This window comes from Corallococcus sp. CA049B (assembly GCF_003611685.1).
Lineage (GTDB): Bacteria > Myxococcota > Myxococcia > Myxococcales > Myxococcaceae > Corallococcus > Corallococcus coralloides.
In genome coordinates this window covers 100,629-109,347 of sequence record NZ_RAWC01000003.1, presented here as the reverse complement: position 1 = coordinate 109,347, position 8,719 = coordinate 100,629, and the positions used below count along the sequence as shown (strand labels likewise).

General features: G+C 65.5%; 7 protein-coding genes and 1 pseudogene. 3 read left to right on the top strand and 5 right to left on the bottom strand.

Annotated elements, in window-relative coordinates:
* The first annotated feature begins 222 nt into the window (after positions 1–222).
* The gene (locus D7W82_RS01475; RefSeq protein ID WP_120616593.1) at positions 223–2,190 is read left to right on the top strand and encodes a hypothetical protein; all 1,968 of its coding nucleotides are present in this window, start codon (positions 223–225) and stop codon (positions 2,188–2,190) included.
* Between the two features lie 285 nt (positions 2,191–2,475).
* Here the strand turns inward: D7W82_RS01475 and D7W82_RS41200 are convergent, their stop codons facing one another.
* The 3 genes from D7W82_RS41200 to D7W82_RS01460 form a co-directional block, all read right to left on the bottom strand.
* Positions 2,476–2,760 (bottom strand): transposase, encoded by a 285-nt coding sequence (locus tag D7W82_RS41200; RefSeq protein ID WP_233587229.1) that lies wholly within the window; start codon positions 2,758–2,760, stop codon positions 2,476–2,478.
* 165 nt (positions 2,761–2,925) lie between these two features.
* Entirely contained in the window at positions 2,926–3,273 is a 348-nt protein-coding gene (locus D7W82_RS42490; protein ID WP_120616591.1) for an IS3 family transposase, read from the bottom strand.
* Positions 3,274–3,965: 692 nt separating this feature from the next.
* The gene (locus tag D7W82_RS01460; protein ID WP_120616590.1) at positions 3,966–4,592 is read right to left on the bottom strand and encodes a DUF2306 domain-containing protein; all 627 of its coding nucleotides are present in this window, start codon (positions 4,590–4,592) and stop codon (positions 3,966–3,968) included.
* 149 nt (positions 4,593–4,741) lie between these two features.
* Between D7W82_RS01460 and D7W82_RS01455 the strand changes: the two genes are divergently transcribed.
* Both D7W82_RS01455 and D7W82_RS01450 read left to right on the top strand, forming a co-directional pair.
* A complete protein-coding gene (locus D7W82_RS01455; RefSeq protein ID WP_158617554.1) occupies positions 4,742–5,014 on the top strand; it encodes a transposase in 273 nt (90 codons plus the stop codon).
* A 32-nt stretch (positions 5,015–5,046) separates the two neighbouring features.
* Positions 5,047–5,324: pseudogene (locus tag D7W82_RS01450) on the top strand (integrase core domain-containing protein); the annotation flags it as partial.
* A 39-nt stretch (positions 5,325–5,363) separates the two neighbouring features.
* On the opposite strand, the gene D7W82_RS01445 reads toward D7W82_RS01450, so the two are convergent.
* Both D7W82_RS01445 and D7W82_RS01440 read right to left on the bottom strand, forming a co-directional pair.
* Entirely contained in the window at positions 5,364–7,268 is a 1,905-nt protein-coding gene (locus D7W82_RS01445) for a bifunctional UDP-sugar hydrolase/5'-nucleotidase (protein WP_120616588.1), read from the bottom strand.
* An 82-nt stretch (positions 7,269–7,350) separates the two neighbouring features.
* Entirely contained in the window at positions 7,351–8,487 is a 1,137-nt protein-coding gene (locus D7W82_RS01440) for a serine hydrolase (RefSeq protein ID WP_120616598.1), read from the bottom strand.
* Positions 8,488–8,719 lie beyond the last annotated feature (232 nt).

Sequence of the window (8,719 nt, the reverse complement as noted above, 5' to 3'; positions counted from 1 at the left end):
CCCCAGAGTCATGTTCCTCCCCGACGCCGCCCCCCACCCTTCTGACACCCGGAGTGCGCTGGCCAACCCCGCACCGCACGACGCCGGAGAGCAGAGACGCCCGAGCCCTCGACAGGAGCACTCGGCTGCCCGGTGCTCCTTGGGCCGGACATCGGAGCCCCCCGCCGTCCGCTGCTGCCCCCCGCTTCATGAGCCCCACATCGTGCGGGGCGAGGGGCTGCCATGACGACAACGAACGAGGGCGCTGTCGGCGCCGAGGCGATCACCGCGAAGTGGCAGGAGCTCGGCGGAGAAGCGGGAGCCCTCGGGGCGCCGCAGTCGCCGACGCAGACGTCCCTCGTCGGGGCATACCGGAGCTTCGATGGTGGCGCGGTCGCTTGGTGCGAGCAACTCGGAGCGCACGCGCTGTATGGCGCGATCAGCAAACGGTGGCTCGAGCGCGGAGTGCATCTCGGCGCGATGCCGGAGGCCGACCAGCAGTCGACACCGGACGGCAGCGGAGCGTTCGCGCCGTTGCGGATCATCGAGCACGACGGTGGGCTGGGCGAAGAGCTGGCCGTGTGCGCTGCCACCGGTTCCGGAGCGTTCGAGGTCTCTGGAGCGATCTGGCAGCACTGGAACGCCGCCGGGGCCGCAGGTAATCCAGTCGGCTTCCCGATCGACGGCGTCGGCACCACCGTGGACGGCGTCGGTGCGCGGCAACAGTTCGAGCACGGGTGGATCTGCTGGCATCCGGCGACCGGCGTCGGCACACTGCGCGAGTCGATCGCGCAACGCTGGTCGGAGCTGGCGTACGAGCAGTACGGCTATCCGACGGGTGACCATGTCGCGCTCCGCGACGGCCGCGGCGAGTACGTCACGCTGGCCACATTGCAGCCCGACGGCAGCAGTGTCGCCGGCCCGTCGATCTATGCCACGCCGGAGTTCGGTGCGTGGGAGATCGCGGACGAGATCCAGACAGAGTGGCGCCGCCGGGGGCGAGAAGCGGGAGAGGTCGGCTATCCGATCGGTCCGCCGACCGATCGCATCAAGGCACCGGGACGTGAGCAGCTGTTCGAGAACGATCGCATTGTCTGGCCGCCCGATCCGCCGGGGACGCCGCGCCCTGTGTTCGCCAGCGGGCCCATCCGCTCCGGCGGGCTCGCAGCGCTGGGCGGGCGCGTCACCATCCAGGTGAATCCGGGCGGGAGCGTGGAGTGGTCGGGCCATGCGCACAACAGCGGTTCGGACAATTACGACTTCTCCGTTCGAGCGGTCCTTCGGCCGGCGAAGCCCGATGCCCCCGCGATCGTGTTCAACCACTCCGGGAGCGTCTACGGCACGTTCCACTCGGGCTCACAGAACGACGACTGGTCCGAGCTGCACCCCTCGGTGGATGACGACGGGCCCGCGCTGCTCGACATGCTGAGGGGCGCCACCCTCGAGACGGTGACGGAGTATGAGAGCGGCATCGTCAGCACGTTCGAGACGGTGCTCGGGTGGGCGATCAAGGCCGTCGTGGCGTCCACGGCGGGGACGGGAACGCTGGTGCTGGTCTTCCTGGGCGTGGAAGTGGGCAGCCTCGTGGCGACGGGGTCTCTGCTGCCGGGAGCGCAGATCATCAACGACATGTACTGGATGGCCGGGCCGTTCGGCACGCTCGTCTCACTGGGGACGCGGGCGATGATCGCCGCCGGCAGCCAGGAGACCGAGGTGACCGAGGAGCAGTACAAATGGGCCAAAGACACGGTGTTCGGCGATTCGCTGCCACCACGTGAAATGCTCGTCGTCACCGACTGGTCGGGGGAGAAAGACCGGGCGTTCACGTTCCGGCGCTTCGACGGCAAGATCACCCTGAACATGGGCCGCTCGGGCTTTCCAGACCCTCGCAACTACCATCTGGGTCGGCGCAAGTACGGGGAGACGTTCATCCACGAACTCGTTCACGCCTGCCAGGCGCATCACGACAAGATGGGCCTGTCATACCTCGGCAAGGGCATCTCCGCGTGCGTCGAGGGCGAGTCGTCGTACAGCTATCCGGCGACCGCCGACTTCGACTACACCGAGATGGGTCTCGAGGCTCAGGCGCAGATCGTCAGTGACTGGTTCGCCTGCTCAGCTCAGAAAGCCGGGACGAAGAAATGGGAGCCGGACACGGAGAACTCGTTCTATCGCTACATCACCGACAATTTGCGGATGGGCGTGTTCTGATCTCCGTGCGAACGGAGCCCGGAACCAGCAGAACGGCCTGTGCCTACCCAAAATTCAGTCGCTGCGTCATGAGCGCGTCACAACGCGCTTCATGATGTGAGCGATTCGCATGACAAGGCGCTGGGTCCTCCCTTCCGTTTGACAGAGGTCGGAATTACGCCCGGCTCAGACGCCTCAACACCTCGCTCTGCCTGCGTGTGGACACTCCCCGCCCCTCCTGCGAACGCAGGTAGGCCGGTGCAGCATGCGCAGGTCTACGAGGGTGGTGTTGGAAGGACCGAGACGCTACGCAGCGCGGCGCTCGTACCGGTGGTGGAGCCCGAAGACTTCCCGTAGCTCTATCACCTTGGCTCCGCGCTCCGGGCCCTGCACCTCACGCGTCTCGGGCGCATCTTTCCCGAGCGACAGGTGCGTCCGGCTCGCATTGTAGTAGCGCTGGTACTCACGCAGCAGGCACCGAGCGTGGGCTTCGTTCAGGATGACGACATGGTCCAGCAGCTCCCTACGTATCGAGCCGATGACTCTCTCCGCATAGGGATTCTGCCACGGACACCGTGCTGCACTCGGCACCTCGCGAATCCCCAAATGGGTAAGCGTGGCGCGAACGCCCTCGGAGTAGAGCTTGTCCCTATCTCAGTGCAAGTATCTCGGAGCACTGGTCCAGGGAAAGGCCTCTCGCAACTGCTGCTTCGTCCATTCTTCCGTCGGGTGCGCTGTCACATTGAGGTGGAGGATTCACCTGTCCCGGTGACTCACAACCACAAATCCCAACAGCACTCCAAACGTTGCAGTCGGAATGACAAAGAAGTCCATCCCTGCGGACTCCGCCAGATGCAAGCGCAAGAAGTTCCGCCATGTTGGTGATGGTTTCGGCGCTCCCTTTCTCGGTCTGGGCATGTACCGAGCGACCGTTGTCTGGCCTACCTCCATCCCCAGCTTCAGCAACTCCCCGTGAATGCGCGGGGCCCCCCATGTCGGGTTGGCTTCGGCCATGCGCCGAATCAACGCCCTCAGCTCCAGGGTTGCCCGAGGACGTCCCACCCGGCTTCGGGACTTCCAGCGCCAGAAGAGCCGAAAGCCCATCCGATGCCACTTCACCACCGTCGCCGGCTGCTGTGCCTACCCAAAATTCGGTCGCTGCGGCATGCGTGCGCCAAGGCCGTGTGAAGATGGGTGTTGTCTCTGACTGCGGCCAAGCGGTGCCCCTGCCCTCCGGCCTGGAATCAAGGTGGTGTTCCGCCACGAGGCTTGCTCTGGCGCTCAAGCAGGCACGAAGTTCGCGGCGGTTCAATTGGTCCCCGATTGGCAACGTCCTCTACCCGGATGCGATTAACCATCAGATATTGCAGCGCTTTCTCCGCCTCAGAGCGTTTGAGTCCTCTCAGAGAAAGACCGAGAACGAGTTCGCGCAGGGCTTCATTCGGGGAGCAAAAAAAGAAGGCCCTGCCCTAACCCGGCAGGGCCTTTTTGCTTTTCGCGGCCCGCCGAGAATGGGCGTGTAGCGCTCCCCCAAGAGCATGGCTCGGCGAATCGGGTCCTCCTAGAGATGCGAGCTTGCTCTCTGCAGCCGCGCCTGGAACTGCTCCCACACGCCGGCTCGGGTCCATTCCTCCAACTTGCGCCAAGCCGTCATGCCCGACAGGCCGAACTGCTTGCGAGGCGGCTCGAACACTGGCTCATGGCCGGCCCGGCGAGCGCTGATGCACAAGCAGGCGGCCTGATTACAACCAACCCGGTGTCTCAATAATCCGGTGCGGTACAGCACAGAGGTCTCGTCACGAAGGCACGAGTTCGCGCGCCTGGAGCTGTTTGCGCGAGATGAGGTACGCCACGCCGAGGTTGGGGAGCCAGCAAAGCCAAGCGACGATTCTGTAGGCCGAGATGAAGTCGCCCAGGGCGTGAGTCAGGATGGGCATCCAAAGTCTCAGCGTGACTGCCGCGAAGCAGGCGGCATAGCTGTAGGTCATCATGAACAGGTGTTCTTCGAGTCGCCGGTTCTTGATGAGCCGATAGGCGGAGGCCGTGGTGTAGAGCCAGACGATGCCCAGGCTGACGAAGCCCGACGCGGCGATGACGCCACCCGTGGCGAAGAAGCCGACGTAGACGCCGGCGAGCCCGCTCAGCAGGACCGCCCCGACGTAGACCTTTCCGAGGAGCCGGTGTGCGCCTGGGCGCTTGAGTCGCAGTCTCGCGACGAACTGAGTCCACCCCAGGGCAAGCGCGAGTCCTCCCAGGGCGATGTGCGTGTAGAAGGCCGCGTTCCAGACGGGGTCGGTCAAGAGCTCGCTGCTCTTCAAGGCACGGACTCCGAAGTTCGAGCCCGCGAGGAAGTAGCTGCCGGGATAGAGCCCCACGGCCAGACAGAGGGCCGCGAAGAGGACCCAGCATGCCTTGCTTGCCATCAAGGAGACTCTTGGTTCGGAGTGAGGAGGCACGGTGCGACAGAGGATACGCAAGAAACAGCGTGCCGTGCTCCTCGGAGTTGAGCGCTGGAGGAGTGTGAGAGTCCCCCGCTTCCGTGGATACCCACGATGTGATGGAAGGGTGTTCGATGTCGGAGAGCGAGAAGAAGCAGAGGCGGCAGCGGCGTAGTTTCCGCCCGGAGTTCAAGGCCGGAGCTGTGAAGCGGGTGCTGGAGCAAGGCAAGTCCGTCGCGGCGGTGGCGCGGGACCTGGACCTGACCGAGACGGCCCTCCGCAAGTGGGTGGAGCAGGCGAAGGCCGACAAGGGCCAGGGCAAGCCGGGTGCGCTCACCAGCGAAGAGCGGGTGGAACTCTCCGGGCTGCGCAAGACGCTCGATTTCCTTCCTCCTGCCGAAAAATAGAGAGCGTGTTGCTCTGACCCGTTGAGCGTGCCCAGTACACCTCGATTGGCTTCGGGCCTCGATGCAAAGAAGCCGGCGTGCGCCCCTCCATGGGAGCGTCGGCGACGCGTACGACAACGCGATGTGCGAGAGCTTCTTCGCCACTCTTGAGTGCGAACTGCTCGCACGTCGCCGTTTCACGTCTCACGCCGAGGCGCGGATGGCAGTCTTCCGCTTCCTCGAGGGCTGGTACAAGCCGCTGCGGCGCCGCTCCGCACTCGACTACGAGTCACCCGCCGGTTACGACAAGAAGCACCGCGCTACCGCTTGAGGGCGAAAGCGCGGAACGCTCTGCTGAACCGGGGCAACTTCAGGGCAGCAGGGTGATGCGATTGAGCGCGGGGGCGGGCAAGGGGCTCGCCTGGCTGCTGTGTGCCTTCAGGTAAGCCTCCAGCGCGTCGCTGTCCACGGCGCCACCCAGCCGGTTCGTCCCCTCGGCGAACACCTGGAAGCCATCACTCCCACTCGCGAGGTAGTTGTTCGCGGTGACACGGTAGTTCGCCGCCGGGTCCACCGTCACGCCGTTGAGCCGGATGGACGCCGGGTCGACGCGGCTTCCGACGGGCGCCGACGCGCTGAACGCATAGGTGAAGCCCGCCGACGGAAGCAGCATGAGGGTGGCTCCCGACGGCCGCCACTGCCACTCCAGCAGTTGTTCGATTTGCGCGCCCGTCAGCGTCAGGGTGACCAGGCTGTTGCCGAACGGCTGCGTGGTGAAGGCCTCGCCGTAGGTGACCTCGCCCTGGGCGATGTCCGCGCGCATGCCGCCCGGGTTCATGAAGGCCACCTGCGCCCCACCCAGGTTCGCGGGCTTCGTCGCCTCCAGATGCGAGTCCGCGATGACGAAGCCCAGGGTGGACTGGCCCACGGAGTCCGACTGTGTCCTGAGCGTCTGCGACACCCAGCCGATGACCCGGTTGGCCCTCGGCGTGACGAGTTCCTGGTACTTCGTCACCAACGCCTTCACCGCGCCGACCTCCTGCACGTCGCGAGTGACGATGACGTTGTTCGCTCGCGCCTCCACGACGTCGCCCGTCGCCTTGCTCAACGTCAGGTCGATGTCCGTGACGAGCTGTCCCATCGACGAGGCGCTCGTGACGACCTTGCCATCGATGACGCAGTTGTAGGCCTGATGCGTGTGGCCGCTGACGATGACATCCACCGCGTCGTTGAGGCCCTTGGCCACGCCCACGATGGCACCTGAGATGAGGCCGTCCGCACCCGCGCCCTTGCATTCGTTCACCAGCGAGCCCGAGGTCGGAATTCCGCCCTGGTGCACCACCACGATGATGGCTTCGATGCCCTGCCGCCGCAGCTCCGGCACCAGCGCGTTCACCGTCTGCACTTCGTCCTTGAAGGTGAGCCCCGCCACGCCCGTGGGTATGACGCTTTCCGGCGTGGCCTCCAACGTCATGCCGATGAAGGCCACCTTCACGCCCTCGAACTCGCGCACGTCGTAGCGGGGGAACAGCGTGCGGTCCACGCCCGTGGCCACGTTGGCCGCCAGGAACTTGAACTTCGCGCCCGGGAAGCCATCCCCGTCCAGGCAGCCATCCACCGGGTGGCAGCCGCCCGACTGCATGCGCAGCAGCTCCGTGCTGCCCTCGTCGAACTCGTGGTTGCCCACCGCGACCAGGTCCAGGCCAATCAGGTTCATCGCCTCGACGGTGGGCTCGTCGTGGAAGAGCCCCGACAGCAGCGGGGAGGCGCCGATGAGGTCTCCCGCCGCGACCACCACCGTGTTCGGATTGGCGGCCCGCAGGGCCGCGATGTGCCGGGCGAAGTACGTCACGCCGCCCGCGTTCACCCGCACCGGTCCACCGTCGGGGGCCACGCCCGCCAGAATCTGGCCCGCGGGCTCCTCGAGCTGCCCGTGGAAGTCATTGAACGCGAGCACCTGCACGCTCACCGTGGTGGGACCCGAGTCGGGAGTCCCCGCGTCGGGTCTCCCCGCGTCGGGCGTCCCCGCGTCCGTGCCGGAATCCGGGGGCGGCACCTGGACGGAATGCTGCTCACAGCGCTTGTCCTCGCAGACCCACTCCGTGTTCGAAGCCGGCGGTCCCTTGTCTTCACGGCAGTCGGCGGCGTCCTGGCACTCGTCACGTCCGCAGCCGCCCTGGGCGAAGAGGAACATGCCGGTGACGAACGCTCCGGCGAGCAGGAAGACGCTGGGACGCGCTTCCAGCAGTGACGAGCGCGGTGTGGCTTGTGGCATCGACGGAACTCCAACGAACAGGGAGGGAGAACCTACTCTGGTTCGTGGACGATGGCGCGACTTCGTCCTGTTGTTCGCCGTGCTAGCGACCCTGCATGGATTCGACCCTGTCAAAGAGGGGCGCCAGCGCGCGTTCCATGGCGTTGGCGGTCGCATCGCCGCTCTGGTTGGTGATGATGAACACCCCCAACTGATACTTCGGCACGAGGTAGAGATAGCATTGCGCGCGAGGCACGCCGCCGTGATGCACGTAGTGGGTGCCCAACTGGCTGCTCTGGCCGATGTTCCAGAAATAGCCAATGCTGAAGTCCTCCGCGAAGCGCACCAGCGGCTTGTGTGACTCTGTCACCGCGGGATGGTTGCTCAACTGCAAGCGCAAGTACTTCACCATCTCCGGCATCGTCGCCTTCAAGGCTCCCGCCGCGCCCCAGGGCAGGAGTGGCATCGGCGTGGTGCCGACCGGGTTGTCGCTGTGGTAGCCAGGAGCCAGGCGGTGGGCGTCCTGGGCACGCAGGCGCAGCCACGTGTCGTGCATACCGGCTTCCCGCGCCAGGAACTCCGCGAGCAACGACTCGTAGGGAGCCCCGTGGATCTTCTCAAGGGTGTGCGCGACCAACTCGGTGCCGGCGCTCGAGTAAGCATAGTCCTTGCCGAGCGGGCCCTTGATGCTGACGGTGTGCAGGTCCTGCCAGAACCGCGGCTGCCCGTAGTCCGCATAGGCGGCATTGAGCTTTGCCGGGGTGGCATGCGCAGTGAAGTCCCTCAACACCTCATTCACTTGCAGTGGCAACATCCCCGGCATGCCGCTGGTGTGTGTGACCAGATGGCGCAGACGGATCGGCCCGCCGTCTGACTGAAGGTTCGGATAGGCGGACGGCAGATACTTTTGTATCGGGTCGTCGAGGGTCGCCTTGCCTTCGAGGACAGCGTTTGCCAACAGCAGGCCGACGAAGGTCTTGCTGACCGACCCTATCTCATAGAGGGTCGAATCATCGGGCGGATTGGACTTGCCGGTCTCCAGCTCACCCCGATGCAGGATGAACTCCTCGCCGCGATAGACCACTGCGATCGACGTTGCGTGCAGCAGTCGTGACTGCAGCAGGGTCGTCGCGGCCTGGTTCATTGCCGTGGGGATATCGCGGGCGGGTGCAGGGCCCGTCGTCTTGCAAGCGGCCAGCACCAGCATCATTCCAGCAATGGCTACGGAGAGTTTGTTCATCAGGCCCATCGTCCAAAGGGGATGGGCACTGTCGCACGCCCCCCCAGGTCGGAGCCAGACACGCGAGGCCCCATGCCCAACAGCCGGGCCACGTCGCGCGCACCCGTCCCCATCCGGTGCAACCGCACCCACTCTCTCAACCTGTCCATGTCGACTCTCCGGTAGCTCATCCTCCACCTCCCAGCCGCGCTTCTTCCAACTGTCTTCAGCGTGGAACGGACCGCCGTCCCGA